This is a genomic window from Streptomyces sp. NBC_00247, assembly GCF_036188265.1.
Lineage (GTDB): Bacteria > Actinomycetota > Actinomycetes > Streptomycetales > Streptomycetaceae > Streptomyces.
In genome coordinates, this window is record NZ_CP108093.1 from 4,074,524 (window position 1) to 4,090,329 (window position 15,806).

Annotated in this window: 14 protein-coding genes; 7 read left to right on the forward strand and 7 right to left on the reverse strand. The window is 73.2% G+C overall.

The genetic code is table 11. The annotated features are described in order from the left end of the window. Positions 1-101 precede the first annotated feature (101 nt). From OHT52_RS17535 to OHT52_RS17545, 3 genes are read right to left on the reverse strand one after another with little or no spacing between them, the layout of a single operon-like run. Positions 102-1,754 carry a transporter gene (locus OHT52_RS17535; protein ID WP_328721154.1) on the reverse strand — a complete coding sequence of 551 codons (1,653 nt, stop codon included), beginning with the start codon at positions 1,752-1,754 and terminating at the stop codon, positions 102-104. Continuing rightward, positions 1,751-2,578, reverse strand: coding sequence for an ABC transporter ATP-binding protein (locus OHT52_RS17540; protein ID WP_328721155.1), 828 nt, complete (start codon positions 2,576-2,578; stop codon positions 1,751-1,753). Before OHT52_RS17540 ends, OHT52_RS17535 begins: the two co-directional genes overlap by 4 nt. Before the next feature lie 38 nt (positions 2,579-2,616). Next, entirely contained in the window at positions 2,617-3,303 is a 687-nt protein-coding gene (locus OHT52_RS17545; protein ID WP_328721156.1) for a bifunctional DNA primase/polymerase, read from the reverse strand. A 329-nt stretch (positions 3,304-3,632) separates the two neighbouring features. Here OHT52_RS17545 and OHT52_RS17550 point away from each other — a divergent pair, with 329 nt between their 5' ends. Beyond that, positions 3,633-5,015 (forward strand): transcriptional regulator, encoded by a 1,383-nt coding sequence (locus tag OHT52_RS17550; protein WP_328721157.1) that lies wholly within the window; start codon positions 3,633-3,635, stop codon positions 5,013-5,015. Positions 5,016-5,395: 380 nt separating this feature from the next. Then, the gene (locus tag OHT52_RS17555) at positions 5,396-6,919 is read left to right on the forward strand and encodes a hypothetical protein (RefSeq protein WP_328721158.1); all 1,524 of its coding nucleotides are present in this window, start codon (positions 5,396-5,398) and stop codon (positions 6,917-6,919) included. Between the two features lie 78 nt (positions 6,920-6,997). Here the strand turns inward: OHT52_RS17555 and OHT52_RS17560 are convergent, their stop codons facing one another. After that, positions 6,998-8,302 (reverse strand): ABC transporter substrate-binding protein, encoded by a 1,305-nt coding sequence (locus tag OHT52_RS17560; protein ID WP_328721159.1) that lies wholly within the window; start codon positions 8,300-8,302, stop codon positions 6,998-7,000. A 174-nt stretch (positions 8,303-8,476) separates the two neighbouring features. On the opposite strand from OHT52_RS17560, the gene OHT52_RS17565 reads away from it, so the two are divergent. After that, positions 8,477-8,923, forward strand: a complete 447-nt coding sequence (locus OHT52_RS17565) for an SCO4402 family protein (RefSeq protein WP_328723785.1) — start codon at positions 8,477-8,479, stop codon at positions 8,921-8,923. Between the two features lie 28 nt (positions 8,924-8,951). Then, positions 8,952-9,860: a formyltetrahydrofolate deformylase gene (gene purU / locus OHT52_RS17570; RefSeq protein ID WP_328721160.1), complete on the forward strand. Its 909-nt coding sequence runs from the start codon at positions 8,952-8,954 to the stop codon at positions 9,858-9,860. 117 nt (positions 9,861-9,977) lie between these two features. Here purU and OHT52_RS17575 read toward each other — a convergent pair whose 3' ends face one another. Both OHT52_RS17575 and OHT52_RS17580 read right to left on the reverse strand, forming a co-directional pair. Further along, positions 9,978-11,477 (reverse strand): maleylpyruvate isomerase N-terminal domain-containing protein, encoded by a 1,500-nt coding sequence (locus OHT52_RS17575; protein WP_328721161.1) that lies wholly within the window; start codon positions 11,475-11,477, stop codon positions 9,978-9,980. Next, positions 11,474-12,076: an RNA polymerase sigma factor gene (locus tag OHT52_RS17580; RefSeq protein WP_328721162.1), complete on the reverse strand. Its 603-nt coding sequence runs from the start codon at positions 12,074-12,076 to the stop codon at positions 11,474-11,476. Before OHT52_RS17580 ends, OHT52_RS17575 begins: the two co-directional genes overlap by 4 nt. A 387-nt stretch (positions 12,077-12,463) precedes the next feature. Between OHT52_RS17580 and OHT52_RS17585 the strand changes: the two genes are divergently transcribed. The 3 genes from OHT52_RS17585 (at position 12,464) to OHT52_RS17595 (ending at position 14,731) form a co-directional block, all read left to right on the forward strand. Then, a complete protein-coding gene (locus tag OHT52_RS17585; RefSeq protein ID WP_328721163.1) occupies positions 12,464-12,838 on the forward strand; it encodes an STAS domain-containing protein in 375 nt (124 codons plus the stop codon). Between the two features lie 105 nt (positions 12,839-12,943). Continuing rightward, positions 12,944-13,516: an EF-hand domain-containing protein gene (locus OHT52_RS17590; RefSeq protein ID WP_328721164.1), complete on the forward strand. Its 573-nt coding sequence runs from the start codon at positions 12,944-12,946 to the stop codon at positions 13,514-13,516. Between the two features lie 711 nt (positions 13,517-14,227). Then, complete coding sequence (locus OHT52_RS17595; protein ID WP_328721165.1) at positions 14,228-14,731, forward strand: ATP-binding protein; 504 nt, start codon at positions 14,228-14,230, stop codon at positions 14,729-14,731. Between the two features lie 48 nt (positions 14,732-14,779). On the opposite strand, the gene OHT52_RS17600 is transcribed toward OHT52_RS17595, so the two are convergent. Further along, on the reverse strand, positions 14,780-15,772 hold the full coding sequence (locus OHT52_RS17600; RefSeq protein WP_328721166.1) for a GlxA family transcriptional regulator: 993 nt from the start codon (positions 15,770-15,772) through the stop codon (positions 14,780-14,782). Positions 15,773-15,806: the final 34 nt, after the last annotated feature.

Here is a 15,806-nt window from a genome sequence, read left to right on the forward strand (position 1 = left end):
CTCCGGGCGGGGGCGGCCGGTCTCCGGGCGGGGGCCGTGCCACCCCCGCGCCCGGCTCGACGCGCGGCCCGCAGGCCCGCGCCCGGCCGCCCGCGCCCGGCTCACCCCTTGCTGACCGCCGCCAGGATCTCCGGCAGCCGGGCCGCCGTGCGCGCCGCCGCGAGCCGCAGACCCGCCCAGGCGACGAGCACGCCGTACACCGCGCCCGCGGGCGCCATCAGCCACACCGACCGGGAATCCGTCACGGTCAGCGCCACCGTCACGGCGATCACCGGCGCGGCCACCACCACGGAGCCGAACAGGCCCACCAGGGAGGACAGCACGGCCAGTCCGCCCTGACCCGGCACCGCGTTCTTGAAGCCGCCCTCCTGCGGGACCGAGTACGGGAGGAACGCCGACGCGGGCGCGCCCAGACCGAGCATCGCGCCGAGCAGGGCGAGCAGGACTCCGACCACCCCGGCCAGCGACCCCCAGGCGTCAAGCATGACGGAGAGCGCCACGGCGACCAGCACCGTGTACGGCACGGCGATGGCCGCCAGTGCCAGGGCGCGCGCCCGGAGCTCCTCGTACGCGTCCCGGGGCGTCGAGATGGTCTGCGCCACCATCCAGAAGGCGGAGGTGTCCTGGCCGAACTGGTTGAACATCTGCATCCCGAGGAGCATCGGCGCGAAGCAGGCGAACCAGACCGTGCCCGCGCCCTGCAGGGCGTTGAAGAGGGGCACGATCAGCCCGACCGCGAGCGAGGTGATCCAGGCCGCCTTCGTCTTCGGGTCCCGCAGGACGTACCGCAGGCTCCGGCCCATCACCGTACGGGTGCGGCCCTCGGGCAGCAGACGGCCCGGCCTCGGACGCCGGGCGGCGGGGTCCTTCGCGCGCGACGGTCCGGCGGCGGCGATCGTCGAGCCGTCCGGGGCCGTCATCAGCGTCACCAGCCCGCGCCGCCACCACCACAGCAGAGCGGCCAGGGCCACCGCCGAGACGAGAAGCTGCGCCACCGCCTCGCCGTACGCCCCGCCGGACGCGGAGTCCACCGCGCCGATCGCCGAGGCGGCGGGCAGCCACCGCACCACACCGGCGGCCGGTTCCAGGGCGGAGAGCCCGCCCGCCGCGCCGATGCGCTGGGCGCCGAAGTTCACGAACTGCATGCCCACCGCGATCACCAGCCCGCTCAGCACCGCGAGATCGCGGCCCTTGCGCGAGGTCAGCAGCCTGATGTTCGCCGTTGCGACGGACCGGGCCAGCGCCACGCAGATCAGCAGCGCCAGCGGTACGGCGACCACCCCGACGACCGCCGCCCCCGACCCGTGCGCCACCGCGAGCACCGAGCCCACCAGCAGGCAGAGCGCGAACAGCGGCCCGATGCCGACGAGTGAGGCGACCAGCAGGGCCCGCACCAGCGGACGCGGCCGGAGCGGCAGCATCACCAGCCGGCTCGGGTCGAGCGTCTCGTCCCCGCTCGGGAAGAACAGCGGCAGCACCGCCCACCCCAGGGCGAGCACCCCGGTGGCCAGCACCGTCACGGTGGCCGCGTCCCGCCCCTCGCCGCGCAGCAGCACCAGCCCGAGCAACTGCCCGACCGCGATCAGGACCACCACGACCAGGGACACCACGAACGCGGCCTGCCGCCCGGCCGACTGCCGCAGCCCGTTGCGGAGCAGCGCCAGCTTGAGCCGTACGAAGAGGGCGACCAGCCCCTCGCTCCCGGCGACCGGGGCGACCGGGGCGGGGCCGGAGGAGACGTCGAGGACACTCATCGGCCGCCGCCCAGCCAGTCGAGGCCGTCCGCGCCGTCCACCGCACGCGCGCCCACCAGGTCGAGGAACGCCTGCTGGAGCGAGGGGGCTTCGCCCCGCACCTCGGCGAGCCGGCCCTGCGCCTTGATCCGGCCCCCCGCCATCACCGCCACCCAGTCGCAGAGCGATTCGACCAGCTCCATCACATGGCTGGAGAAGACGACGGTCGCCCCGGACCGCGTGTAGCGCTCCAGCACCCCTCGGATGACCTGCGCGGAGACCGGGTCGACCCCTTCGAACGGCTCGTCCAGGAACAGCACTTCGGGATTGTGCAGCAGGGCCGCCGCCAGGCCGATCTTCTTCCGCATGCCGGTCGAGTAGTCGACCACCAGCTTGTGCCGCGCGTCGCCCAGATCGAGCACGTCCAGCAGCTGGGAGGCCCGCTTGTCGGTCTCGGCGCCGGAGATCCCGCGCAACCTGCCGTTGTAGGCGAGGAGTTCCTGACCGGAGAGCCGCTCGAAGAGCCGCAGCCCCTCGGGCAGCACCCCGATCCGCGACTTCACCGCGACCGGATCGGTCCACACGTCGTGGCCGCCGATCTCGACCTTGCCCATGTCGGGCCGGAGCAGCCCCGTCACCATGGAGAGCGTGGTCGTCTTGCCCGCGCCGTTCGGCCCGACCAGCCCGATGAACCGGCCCGCCGGCAGGTCCAGATCGATCCCGGAGACGGCCGTCTGCGGGCCGAACCTCTTCCACAGTCCCCGCACCCGCACGGCGGGCACGGGTCCCACCTGATCGGCTGCCCCGGGGGACGGGGCGTTCTCGGCTTCGGTCCGGTCAGGCATGGCACGACCTTTCAATATCCCCACAGGTGGGGACCACTTTACGAAAGGCGCGTCCGCGCGTCCGCCGCTTCGCGCGCACAGGCGTACGACAACGGGCTGACGAGTTCCTCGGCTTCGGGCAGCCAGCGGTTCGCGGCGGTGGGGCGACGGGCCCACTGGACCGCGCCCCGGCCGCCGATCCGGGTCGGCGGGGCCGCGATGTAGTGGCCCTCGCCCCGGGCGACGAGGTCGATCGACGCGGCGTTCCAGCCGAGGTGCATGACGAGGTCGGGGACCTTGGCGGCGGCACCGGGGGAGACGAAGAAGAGCATGCGGCGGTCGGGGGTGCAGGTGGCCGGGCCGAGCGTCAGCTCCATCCGCTCCATCCGCGCGAGCGCCAGGAAGCCCGCCGACTCCGGTACGTCGATCACGTCGAAGCTCCGGCCGGTCGGCAACAGGATGGCGGAGGACGGGTGCTTGGACCACATCCGGCGGGCCGCCGCCCCGCTGCCGGTCGCCGCTCCCGCCCAGTCGGGCCGCAGGGCGTGCGCGCCGGGCAGCGCGCAGTGCGCGTCCCCGCAGCAGCACTGCTCGCGCCCGTCCACCGCCTCCAGCCAGCTGCCCGGGAAGACGTCCCAGTGGCGTTCCTCCGTGTAGCGGACTGCGGCGTCGAGCAGTTGCTCGCCGCGCTGCGGGGGGAGCGGGACGCTTCCCGTGACTGTGATCGGCTTTTCCACGTCCAGCACAACTCCCCGCGCCACCGGTGGTTACGGCCGCGCCCCGCAGCCGTGCCGGTGCACAGGCACCGCATGTGGGGCGCACGGGTGCACGGGCGGGGGCGCGTGCGGGGCCGGGTGCCCATGTGCGGGTAGGGAACGCCAGGGCCGTGCGTCGGCCCGGTCTCCGGGCTGTTCCGGGGCGGCGGAGCGGGACGCACGGGTCTTTTGCGTGAAGTGGCCGAAAAACAGCAGCTCTCGTGCTGGTCGTGCCGAATACAGAGGAATGGGCGCATTGCTTGCGCCGACGACGGGCAGTGATGCCACCACCTACCACCGCGCTCTCCAGGGGGACGTACATGGCAGCCAGACCACTCGTAGCCCGACAGCCGAACGAAAGGCTCCAGACGCTCATCCAGGAGGCGGCCTGTTCCAACGCGGGCCTGGCGCGCAGGGTCAACATGGTCGGCGCGGAGCGGGGGCTCGACCTCCGGTACGACAAGACCTCCGTGGCCCGGTGGCTGCGCGGGCAGCAGCCCCGGGGCCGGGCGCCGGGGATCATCGCCGAGGCCATCGGCCGCAAGCTCGGGCGCACGGTCACCATCGACGAGATCGGCATGGCCAACGGCAAGAACCTCGCCTCCGGCGTCGGCCTCCAGTTCGCCCCGACCGTGCTCGGGGCCATCGAGCAGGTCTGCGAGCTGTGGCGCAGTGACGTGGGCCGCCGCGATCTGCTCTCCGGCTCCACCGTCGCCTCCTCCGCGCTGGTCGAGCCCAGCAGGGACTGGCTGATCACCGGAACCGACTCCCAGGTCGCCCGCAACGCCGGTGCCCGGGTGGGGCGTTCGGACGTGGAGGCGGTCCGTGCCATGACGGCCGCACTGGTCGACCTCGACCACCGGTTCGGCAGCGGGCACGTCCGACCGGTGCTGGTCCACTACCTCAACAGCGTGGTCTCCGGGCTGCTCTCGGGGGCGTACCGCGAGGCGGTGGGGCGGGAGTTGTTCGCGGCGGTGGCCCGACTCACCGAGCTCGGCGGGTACATGGCCATCGACACCGGTCAACCGGGTCTGGCCCAGCGCTACTACATCCAGGCCCTGCGCCTCGCGCAGGCGGCGGGCGACCGGGCGTACGGCGGCTATGTGCTGGCCGCCTCGATGAGTCACCTCGCCGCCCAGCTCGGCAACCCCCGTGAGATCGCCCAGCTCGCCCGCGCGGCCCAGGAGGGCGCGCGGGGCCAAGTGACGCCGCGCGCGGAGTCGATGTTCCTCGCCGCGGAGGCGCGCGGGCACGCGGCTCTGGGCGACGCCGCCACCTGCGAGGAGGTGGCCGGCCGGGCGGTGGAGGCGCTGGAGCGGGCCGGGACGGAGACCGGTGACGACCCGTCGTGGATCGCGCACTTCGACGAGGGGTACCTCGCGGACGAACTCGCGCACTGCCACCGTGACCTGGGTCAGGGAACCGCCGCCGCCCGCCGGGCCGAGGAGGCGCTCGCCGCGCTACCGGAGACCCGGGCGCGCCGGCGCGGCATCGCCCTGGTGCTGCTCGCCTCCGCCCAGGTCCAGCAGCGCGAGGTCGAACAGGCCTGCTACACGGGCCTGCGGGCGGTGGAGCTGCTGGAGACGGTGCGTTCCAGCCGGGGCGCGGAGTACCTGGACGACCTCCAGCAGCGGCTGCTGCCGTACGGGGAGGAGTCGGCGGTCCGGGAGTTCAGCGCGCGCCTGGATCTCCAGGCTGCCTGAGGGACCGCCCAGGGGGCGGGAGCAGCGCGCGGGAGAGACCGCCGCGCGCGCCGTACGGGAAGGTGTGCGCCGACCGCACTCCGGTACGGCGCGTGCCCCGGCGCCCGACGACGTGGCGGAAGTCTCAGGGCCGTACCGCGATTTCCGGCGGGCGCGCGGCGACGGCCACGGCACCTCGCCGCGTCTCCGCGCTCCTGAACTGCTGGTTCGCCCCGCGCGCGGAGACCCGGTATCCGGAGTCCTCCGTTCGCCTCCCGGGCCGTCGCGAAGCCGTACGGCCGGTGAAGGGACGGTGCGGGGCGCGGACGCGCTTGGCGAAGCCGGGCAACCACCCGATAGCGTGAGCCGACGTTTTCGTTGGTTGACACGTAGGAGTCCCGGTGACGCAGAGCGGACAGGGTGACGATCAGCAGCTCCCAGCTGTACGGCCCGCCCACGAAGGTGTCGTGCTGCCCGCGGACGGTGGTGCCCCCTGGAACCCCGCTGCGGCGGACGGCCGGCCACAGGAGTCCGCCCCGGCGGGCGGCTCCCCGTGGGACGGCCAGGCATGGGGGTCCCAGGCGCCACCGCAGCACCCGGGCGACCCGGCGCAGGGGCAGCAGCAGCCCTCCCCGTACCCGCAGCAGGGCGGCTATCCGCAGTCCGGCGGCTACGGCACGCACGACCCGTACCAGCAGGCCCAGCAGACGCAGTACCTGCCGGCGTCCGGCGGTTACGAGGGTGGGCAGCGACACGCCTATCAGCAGCCGCCGCAGGGGCAGCCGATGCCGCCGGCCCAGCCGCAGCCCTACGCGCAGCCGCTGCCGCCGGAGGCCGTACCGGGCAGGGCGCCCGGCGGGGACTCCGACGCCACGCAGTTCATCGCACCGGTGCCGGCCGGGCCGGACGGCGACGCGACCCAGTACATCCCGCCGACTTCCGCCGCCCCGTACGACATACGTCCGGGGACACCGGAGGACCGGCGGCCCCCCTCGGAGTTCGACAACCTCTTCCGCAGCGACGAACCGGCCGGCGCCACCACGCAGATGCCCCGGGTCGACCCGGCGCACCAGCAGCCGCCCGCGCACCAGCAGCCGCCCGCGCACCAGCAGTACGGCCACCCCCAGGGACAGCCGCAAGGACAGCCTCAAGGACAGCCGCAGGGACAGCCGCAGGGCTATCCGGGCGGCCAACTCCCGCCCCGGGCCCAGCAGCAGGGGTACGCGCCCGGCTACCAGGGCCCCCAGGGGCCGTACGAGCCCCCCCAGGCCGCCTACGAGCCCGAGCCCGAGCCGCGCCGGAGGTCGGCGCACATCCCGCTCATCGCGGCCGTGGTGGTCGGCTGTGCGGTCGTCGGCCTCGGCGCCGGTGCGCTGCTGAGCGGCGGCGGCGACTCGAAGGACGACAAGCAGCCCGTGGCCTCGGCGAGTTCACCCGGCGCCGACTCCTCGGCGCCCGCCGCCGAAGACCCGGCGAAGCCGCAGGCGGTGGAGCTGGACAAGCTCCTCGCCGACAGCAACAACAGCCGGGAGACGGTGATCGGGGCCGTCGAGAAGATCAAGGAATGCAAGGACCTGGACCAGGCGGCATCCGACCTCAAGGGCGCCGCCCAGCAGCGCCGCGATCTGGTGACCCGGCTCAAGGGCGTGGCGATCGATCAACTGCCGGACAACGCCGCGCTCGCCTCTTCCCTGACCCGTGCCTGGGAGGCTTCGGCCTCGGCCGACGAGCACTACGCGAACTGGGCGCACCAGGCGAAGGGCAAGAAGGCGTGCAAGGGCGGCAAGGCCGCCAGCACCAATGAGACGAGCAGGGCCGGCGTGAAGAGCGGCGAGGCGACGACCGCCAAGAAGCAGGCGTCCGGCCTGTGGAACTCCATCGCCGAGAAGTACGGCCTCACCAGCCGCGCCTACACGGAGCTCTGAGTCCCCCGAGGTGCCGCGAAGCGCCCCGGAGCCCCGGGCTCCGCACCCCGCGTGCGGAGCCCGCGGCTCCGGGCCCGCTCAGCCCCGGACGGCCTTGGCGTCCGACAGGGTCTCCGTGACGTCGGTGAACCCCTTCTTCTGCGACACCAGCCGGCCCCCGCGGACCACCTGGAAGGTGACCCGGCCGTTGACGATCCGGGGGTACGCGGCCGAGCCGAGCATGTCCTGGTAGCGCCAGCGCAGTTCCGGGGTGAGTCCGCCGGTGTCCACCTTCAGGCCGTGGTTCAGCACCGAGGTGACCGCCGACGCGCTCACCCCGCCGTCACCCAGCGCTTCGACGGTCGCCGTCAGCACGGTGTACGCGATCCAGGTGGTCTGCACGGCCGAGTCCGCGGGATCGATGCTGTCGTCCTCGAAGGCGTACTTCCGGATCGCCTCGCGCAGCTCGCTCCAGCGCGCGTCCGAGGACACCGGGTACCAGCCGGTGACGAGCGCCCCCTCGAAGGGGCTGTTCCGGCCGCCGGTGCTGTCGATGAGCGGCTGGCTGACGCTGCCCAGCACCGAGGAGATCCTGACCCCGGCCCCGTTCGAGGGAAGCCGGCGGAAGGAGTCGAAGAAGGTGCCGGTGCGTTCGCCGAGGACCGCGGTGACACAGCCGTCCCCGGCCGCGTCGAGGGCCTTCGTGGCCTCGGAGTCGTACGAGGTCGCCGACTCGGGGGCCACCACGTCGGTGGCGGCGTGCCGGTGGTCCTGGGCCAGTCCGGCGTCGAACAGCGTCGCCATGCTGTCCCCGACGATGGAGTCCGGGCGGACCAGGGACACCTTCTCGCAGGAGTCCGCCAGCTGTCTGCCGTTGCCCGCCACCAGCGCCGCCTGGCCGCCGTTGACCGGGTACGACACGAAGCTCTGGAACTCCTCGTCGGATGCGCCGTACCCGCCGATGTACGGGATGCCCGCGGCCTCCAGCGGCGCCATGAAGGTCTGGCCGTGCCGGCTGTAGGAACCGACCACCGCCGCGACGTCCCGGTCGACCGCCTCGCGCGCGCACTTCTCGGCGCCCGCGAGCGAGTCCTGCTCGTCGCAGGTGAGCACCTTCAGCTCATGCCCGCCGATGCCGCCCCGCCCGTTGATCCACTTCGCGTAGGCGGTGGCTGTGGCCGTCACTCCGGCCATCGTCACGGAGTCCGCGTCGTCGGACGGGCCCGGGGCCCAGGTCATCACCGTGACCGTGCCGTCGGAGTCCGCGGACGCCCCGGGGAGCGCTCCGCAGCCGGACAGCAGCAGCGCTCCGGCCGCCGCCGCTCCGACGAGGAGCCGGCGCGGGCCGGGGGAAGCGGGAGAGCCGAAGGGGCCGAGAAGGGGGGCGCGTAGCCGTCCGGTCATGGACACGGAGCCTGCCGGTCCCCGGGTAACGGCGCTGTGTGCGACAGGCAACGGGACGTGACCGGACGGTGAACTCCGGGGGCCCGTACGTACCCGGCACGCGGGAACGTACGATCGACAACCGTGCACCAAGGTTCGGAGAACACTTCCCGTCGAGGCCGCCGCTCCACCACCATGGACGGCATGCCGCTCAATGACATGCCCTGGTGGCGCTGGCGCAGCAACGTGCGCTCGGCGCTGCACATGCTCTCCGACCCCGTCTTCCACCACGAGTGCTGGCTGGCCGGCCGGGAAGGGTACGGCGACGTCACCGACGCCGTGTACCGCCTGGTCGAGGACACCTGGCTGGACAACTGGTCCGCCGAGAAGTACATCGGCACGATCTTCCGCGACCCGGCCGAGGCCGCCGCCGTGGACGCCGCCGTGCTGCGGGTGCTGCGCATCATGCACCAGGTCGGCGCGGACGCCCCCGTCTCCGCCTACCTGGAACACGCGGGATGGCCGGAGGCCGTCCAGACCACCCGCGAGGCCCATGTGCTGCTCGCCACCAACGACGGCGACGACCCGGACGTCCCGCCGCGCTCGCTGGACGTCCTCCGCATCATGACCAGATCGGCCTGAGACCCGGCGGGTGTGGCAATCTACGGGGATGACCGCGCCGCAGCCCGCTTCCCCCGCCCCGGACGCCCCGGTAGTCGATTCCGAGAGCTCCGAAAGTTACGTTCTCGTGCTGTCCTGCCCGGACAAACAGGGCATCGTGCACGCCGTGTCGAGCTATCTCTTCATGACCGGCTGCAACATCGAGGACAGCCAGCAGTTCGGTGACCACGACACGGGCCTGTTCTTCATGCGGGTCCACTTCTCGGCCTCCTCGCCGGTGTCGGTGGAGAAGCTGCGGGCGAGCTTCGCCGCGATCGGCGACTCCTTCCACATGGAGTGGCAGATCCACCTCGCGTCGGAGCGGATGCGGGTGGTGCTGATGGTCAGCAAGTTCGGGCACTGCCTGAACGACCTGCTGTTCCGGTCCCGGATCGGCGCACTGCCGGTGGAGATCGCGGCCGTCGTCTCCAACCACGAGGACTTCGCCGAGCTGGTCGCCTCGTTCGGTGTGCCCTTCCGGCACATCCCCGTCACCCGGGACACCAAGGCCGAAGCCGAGGCGGAGCTGCTGGAGCTGGTCCGCGCGGAGAACGTCGAACTCGTCGTCCTCGCCCGCTACATGCAGGTCCTCTCCGACAACCTCTGCAAGGAGCTCAGCGGCCGGATCATCAACATCCACCACTCCTTCCTGCCGAGCTTCAAGGGCGCACGCCCTTACCACCAGGCGCACGCGCGGGGCGTGAAGCTGATCGGCGCGACCGCCCACTACGTGACGGCCGACCTCGACGAGGGGCCGATCATCGAGCAGGAGGTCGAGCGCGTGGGCCACGGCGTCACCCCGGACCAACTGGTCGCGATCGGCCGGGACGTGGAGTGCCAGGCGCTCGCCCGCGCGGTGAAGTGGCACGCGGAACGGCGCATCCTGCTCAACGGCCGCCGCACGGTGGTCTTCGCCTGAGCGGCTGCCGGCTGCCCGGCGACCGGACGACGCGGGCGGGACGCCCGCCCGCGTCACATCCGGGCCGGGCCCCAGCGGGCGCGCGTCACGGCCGTGCCGTGTCACACCCCGGCCGTGTCACAGCCGGCTGAGCGAGGCCGCCGCGTACAGCACGTCCTTGATGGCCTGACGGTCACCGACCCGCCCCACCGCGGCCTCCACCGGCGGCACGTGGCCCGCGACCAGCTCGCAGAACTCCACGCCGTCCAGGGCGATCTGCGCCACCGTGTGGTCGGCCGAGCCGACCGCGGCCGGCGAGTCCAGTGGGATGTACCAGTTCCCGCCGCCCCGGCCCTCCACTTCGAGGTGGAGCGACCGCCCCGGCGAACCCGCCGCGACCAGCTCCTTCGCGGGCGCGGCCAGCCCCTCCCGGCGCCGTACCGCCAGCGCACCGGGCAACAGCCGGGCGGCCAGGTCGACCATCCGGTTCAGGTGTCCCGCGGCCGGCGGGTCGTACGGGTAGTGGACCGCCCGCGCGATGTCCCAGCCGTGCACCCAGCACTCGAAGGCCCGCTCCACCAGCGAGTCCCGGACCGACAGCGAGAAGCTCCCGTACGAGACGGAGTCGTCCGCCACCGCGTGCTCGGCGAACGAGACCGTACGCAGCAGGGTGTGGTTCAGCTCGCGCCACGGCGTACGGATGGACCGGGTCGCCGGACGGGCCGCCTCCGACCAGATCGCCTCCGTGCGCGCGACCGGGTTACGGGACAGGTCCCGCCCGCCCAGCGGGTCGGGCAGGCCGAGCGCGCCGGCCACGAGGCCGTCGACGGCCAGCAGATGGGCGATCACCCCGGCCACCGTCGTCTTCCGGGTGGCGGGCTTCTCGTCCTCGAACCACCGCAGCCGCACCGGCGCGTGCCACTCGGCGTCGCCGATGTCCCGGAGCAGCGCGTCGAGCCGGGCGGTCTCCGCGTCGTAGGGCGCCGCCCACTCCGGGAGCGGGATTCCGGCCGGACGCCGTTCGAGGCAGCTCTCGATGACCCGGGTGCGGAGCTTCGGGTCGAGGTCCAGCGAACGGTCGGTGTGCAGCAGCCCCACCGCGTCCCGCAGCCGCGTCCCCTCCTCGCGGCAGGGCGGACAGCCGGCGAGGTGCTCCTCCACGGCCGCGCCCTCCTCGGCCGAGCAGGCGGCCAGCGCCCACGCGCCGAGCATCGACCGCAGCGCGGAGTGCGACGCCTCGGGCACCGGCATCACCGGTACGGGGACGGTCGGCAGCACGAACGGGGGAGGCTCCGGACGGCGGCGGGGCCGCGGCACGACTTCCGCCTCCGCTTCCGGGCCCGCCTCCGACTCCGGGTCCGCTTTCGGGTCCGCCTTTGCTTCCGCTTCCGGGCCCGCCTCCGCTTCCGGGTCTGCTTCCGCCTTTGCTTCCGCTTCCGGCCCGTCCTCAGGCACGTGCAGGTCCCCCACGTCGGTGAGGTCCGCGAGATCGGTCAGGTCCGAGGGGAGCACCGGCCGCGGTACGGAGCCGAGGGCCAGATCGTCCGGGGCGCTGCGCGGGCCCGGTATGCGGCGGGCGCGCCGCACGTCGTCCCCGGCGTCCCCGGTTCCGCCGCTGCCGTCGTCGTGGCCGCTCACAGGGCACGTCCGTAGCCGGGCGGCGAGAAGCCGTCCGCCGTGGCGAGATTCGCCGTCGAGAGGAGCTGGAGTCCGAGCCGCAGCCGGCGGCGGGCCTCGATCTCGGTCACCCCGAGATCGGCGGCGGTCTGCTTGTAGTCGCGTCGCTGGATGTAGGCGAGTTCCAGCGCGGCCCGCAGCGGTTCGGGCATGGTGGCCGCGATGTAGTCGGCGCGGGCCGCGGCGGTCGCCCTGCGCAGACGTTCGTCCAGCTCGGAGGTGTCCGGAGGGCCGTCGTCCCCGGTGCTCCGGCCAGTCTCCTCGTACGCGTCGCGCTCCGCCGAGCGCAGCCGCTCCACCGAACGCCGGTGGGCCAGGCGCGCCACCCAGGACCGCATGGAGCCCAGCCGGGGATCGTAGGCGTCCGGGTTCTGCCAGACGTGGGCGAAGACCTCGCGGGTCACGATGTTGGCGGCGTCCTCGTCGTCCAGCATCCGGTTGGCCTGGCTGTGGACGAGTGCGGCGAACCGGTCGTAGAGCTCGCCGAGGGCCGCCGCCTCGCCGCGCGCCAGCCGTTGCTGCATCCTGCGGTCCCAGCGGGGAGGTGCGCCGTACGCCATGAAACCCCCAGCCCTGCGCCCTGCGGTCGGTCCCGAAACGTGCCCCCGTGCCCCTCGTGCACCCCGAATGTAGTGCGCGACTCCGTCCGAACACGAACCTTTGCGCCAACTACCTCGTGGCGGGCCGTTGAATGGTAAAGGGGCCCGGTGTCGTAAGGGTGGACGGTGGTCGGGCTGCCGGAGACATCGGGACGGGGGCGTGCGGCGGGGTGTGCGGTGGGGCTTCTTGCCGGTCCCGGCCCCCGCAAACCCGCGTGCACACGGAAGAGTGGGCCGGTGTTTCATGGAGGGGCGAATGGGCAGCCGCGAGGAGGAACGGAATCCTCCGCATCGACACCGGTCCGGTACCGGTCTCGTCGGGAGCCCCGGAACGAGAGGTCCAGTCGCGTGACGCTGAAGGTGGACGAGGCCGAGCAGGGCGGTTGGACCGTGCTCCGGATAAACGGCGAGCTCGACTTGGTGACGTCACCCGTCGTCCGTAGTTCCGTGCACGGAGCCGTCGCGGCGGGGCGGCATCAGGTCGTCCTCGACCTGACGGAGGTACTTTTCTGCGACTCCAGCGGCGTCGGGGTGCTGATCGCCTCCCGCCGGCTGATGAAGTCCTGCGGGGGCCGGTTGCGGCTGATCCTGCCTGCCCGGGGAGCCGAGGACGGCTCCCACGTCAACCGGGTGCTCGCCGCGCTGGGGGTGCGCCGGCTCTTCGAGGTCTATCCCGACGCGGACGCCGCCGTCGACGAGACCGCTCTCCCGCTGCCCGCCTGACGGACCGGTGGGATACGGGCGCGGTGCGGTTGTCATACCGCTGTGTCACATTGCTGTCTTGCCGCAGTGACACGTGACGACGTCGGGCGTCGTACGCTCCCGGCTATGGACAGCGCAGAATACGAGCGCAAGATCGCGCACCGCTTCGCCGCCTTCGACCAGGACGGCAGTGGCTACATCGACCGGACCGACTTCAACGCCGCCGCGGCCCGACTGCTCGCCGAGTTCGGCACGACGGCCAGGTGCGACCGGGGGCAGGCTCTCTACAGCGGGGCGGAGGCCTTCTGGCAGGGGATGGCCGGGATCGCGGACGTGGACGGCGACCAGCGGGTCAGCCGCGAGGAGTTCGTGGGCGGGGCGGTGAAGCGGCTGCGGGACAGCCCCGAACGGTTCGCGGAGATCGCCCGTCCCTTCCTGCGCGCGGCCATCGCCGTCGCCGCCGCCGACGGCGCGCACGGCCCCGTCGGCCCCTCCGGCGCCCCGGTCCCGGGAGCCCCGGCCGCCGGTACGGCTCCGGTCGACGCGGTGGAGCGGGCCCTGCGGGTGCTCGGCGCGGACGCGGACATCGCGCGCGTCGCCGCCCGGAGCCTGGACGCCGACCAGGACGGGCACATCGCGGAGGACGACGCCGTGGCGGCCCTCGCCGCGTACGTCACCGTGGTCGAACCGGACGCCTGACGCGGTCGGGCCGGAAACCTGACGCGGTCGAACCGGACGCCTGAGCGGTCGGGCCGGGACGCCTGACGCGGGCGGACCGGAACGCCTGGTGCCCGACGCGTGGCGCCGGGGCGCGCGGTCGGGCCTGAGTGAGCCCCCGCGCTCCGGCCGCGCCGGGCGTGCGAGTGGGCGTGCATTCGCTCAGGCGTCCTGCCTCCTCCTTCGCGCAGATGTCCGGCCCGGTCGTCCGCCGGTGCCGGAGCGAACCGTTCCGCCAGGGGTGAGCCCGCTTCCCGCATGCGGTGACGTGCGGTGACGTAGGAAGGCCGCCCCCCGCGCCGACCCTGCGACGCCCCGTGGTCGTTTCGTCACCGGCGGGAGTCGTCGGCGTGCTCGGGTACGCTCCGTGGGATGCGAGAGCTAGTGGAACCGGACGCTCCGGAGGCGGCCCGCGCGGCGGCCGAGGGCCGGGTGCGGTGCCTTGCTCGTACGACAGGGAGCTGCACCGGGCCGGGCCGGACGGCGATGCCGGGGGTGCGGAGGACCGTCTGGGCGGCCTCCGGCCGAGGGCGTCGCACAGTATGCACCACGCGTACTCCTTCGCGCGTGAATATGCCCGAAGCGCTTGTTGCGGTGACTGTACGTCAACCATGCTGTCGCGCACAGGAATCACGTTCCGTGATCCTGAGGAGGCGCGAGGCGATGTGTCCGCCGGTTCGGATGGTGTGAGCGGTGCAGGTGCTTCAGGTTCAGCTGGAGGTCGGGGCGGATCCCGCAGAGGTGGGACGTGCCCGCAGATGGGCGCGGTCGCGCCTGGAGGGATCGGGGATAAGGGACGACGAACCGCTCGCCGAGACCCTCATCCTCCTGATCTCGGAACTGGTCACCAACGCGGTGGTGCACACGGGCTGTCCGGCCGTCCTGCGGATGCTCTTCGGCCCGACCGGTGCGCCGGGGGCGGGCGGCACGGTGCGCGTGGAGGTGGCGGACGCCAGCGCCCGCCCGCCGAAGCAGCGCCACGCGGAGGGCGACGACACCAACGGGCGCGGCCTGGAGCTGGTCGACGGGCTCGCCGACCGTTGGGGCTGGATGCCCGAGGGCACCGGGAAACAGATCTGGTGCGAGGTCGACCGCCACGGCCGCGCGGCGTCGGAGGCGCGCGCGGAGGACCCTGCCGCGCTCGACGCCTACGACCCGCTGCTCGCCTTCAGTGATCTCTATCCCGATCTGACCTGACGTCCGCGGCGTCCCTACCCGACGTCCGCGGTCAGGGCCCGTATCGAGTCACCCCCGGACGTCGGTGGTCGCGCGGAAGGTTCTGCGGTAGACGGTCGGGGGGACGCCCAAGGCGGCCTGGAAGTGCTGGCGGAGCGAGGTCGCGGTGCCGAAGCCGGACTGGCGGGCGATCTGGTCGACGGTGAGGCCGGAGGACTCCAGGAGTCGGCGGGCGTGTTCCACCCGCTGCTGGGTGATCCACTGGCCGGGGCTGATTCCGGCCTCCTCGCGGAAGCGGCGGGTGAAGGTCCGTACGCTCATCGACTCGCGCTCCGCCATGTCCCGCAGCTGGATCGGGCGGTCCAGGCGGGTGAGTGCCCAGGCCCTGGCCGCGGTCGTGGTGGCGAACCGGGGTTCGGGGACCGGGCGTTGGACGAACTGGCGCTGTCCGCCGTCCCGGTGCGGCGGTACGACCGTGCGGCGCGCCACGTCGTTGGCGACGGCGGTGCCGTGGTCGCGGCGGACGAGGTGCAGACAGAGATCGATGCCCGCGGCCACCCCGGCGGAGGTGAGCACGTCCCCGTCGTCCACGAAGAGCACGTCCGGATCGACCCGGACCTTGGGGAAGAGCCGCTGGAAGTGGTCGGCGGACGCCCAGTGGGTGGTGGCGGGGCGGCCGTCCAGCCGGCCGGCGGCGGCGAGGACGTACCCGCCCGTGCAGATGGCGACCAGCCGGGTGCCGGGGCGGATGCGGGCGAAGGCGGTGGCGAGTTCGCCGGTCAGCCGGCCCTCGTCGTGCACCGGGCCCAGCTCGTACGAGGCGGGGATCACGACCGTGTCGGCTCCTGCGAGGGCCTCGGGGCCGTTGCGGATCACCACCGAGTAGTCCGCGTCCGTCTGCACCGGGCCGGGCGGCCGGACGGAGCAGGTCGCGACGTCGTAGAGCGGCTCACCCTCGCCGACGGGCCCGAGATTCCGGGCGATCTTGAAGATCCTCTGGGGGATGCCCAGTTCGAAGGGGATCACTCCGTCCAGCGCGAGCACCACCACACGATGGACCACGACCGCCTCCTTTTAACTCCCTGGTGGTACATAC